1 protein-coding gene is annotated in these 877 nt (G+C 53.6%); it reads right to left on the bottom strand.

Annotation, left to right across the window (positions count from 1 at the left end; all coding sequences use genetic code 11):
• A partial coding sequence (locus tag J5224_RS31080; RefSeq protein WP_264628860.1) for an iron-containing alcohol dehydrogenase occupies window positions 1-566 on the bottom strand: 566 nt, incomplete at its 3' end.
• Between the last annotated feature and the right edge of the window lie 311 nt (window positions 567-877).

Here is an 877-nt window from a genome sequence, read left to right as displayed (position 1 = left end):
TTAGCCAGCGCATCGACGATCCCGGCTTTCAGATAGCGCACATCGCTGCGGGCAATCACGTCGCTATCCACCAGCACCATCACCGGCATGTGTTGCAATACCTGCGTTCCCTGATGCCCACCCTGTTCATCATACAGGATGCTGATCGGGGACCAGGCCGCACAGGTAGCGGCAATGGTCGGCAGGGTGATCGCCTGTCCGTTCTCCAGCCCGTCAGCGGCCGCTTTGGCGCAATCCATCACGCGTCCACCGCCAACACCGAGGACGACATGCATACCGCGCTGAGCTATCTCATGCTGATGATGTGCAATCGCCTCACGCGTGCATTCCCCTTCCAGCAGGTACACCTCAAACTGGACGTCGGACTGCGTCAAACTGGTGGAGAGTGCACGTTCCACCGCGGCCCAGGCGCGTGGACTGGTTAATACGGCAATGTGGCGCGAAAACGGCGCGATCAGTTCACCGACACGTGAAAGCAGGCCAGACTGGTGGTGATAAACACCGGGAGATTTGATGGCAAACACGGTAATCCCTTGATTTTCTACGCTGTGCCAACTCTTGCGCACAGGCTATAACTTGTAATAGTAAAAGCCTGCCAGCAGGTTGTAACCGAGCAAATGGTGATAAGATATAACGTGATGATATAAATTCCTGTTTGTTTTGAATGATATAGTTTTTCAAATAAACAACGCTCCCTCACTTCCCCTCAATGTGCATCCCACTGTTGTTAGCCTGCCATTACCCTCAGGGCTGATGAGCGCGTTGCAAATTTTTAACCCGATTTCGTTTTAAACCAGGAACGTTGAAACAGGAACCCCATGATGAAAATCCAATTGACCCGCCACGTCAGTGCCGCGCTGCTGACCCTGATTGCCGC

The organism is Candidatus Symbiopectobacterium sp. NZEC135 (assembly GCF_025962695.1).
The sequence above is the reverse complement of the archived record's forward strand: the minus strand, read 5'-3'. Positions and strand labels throughout refer to the sequence as shown.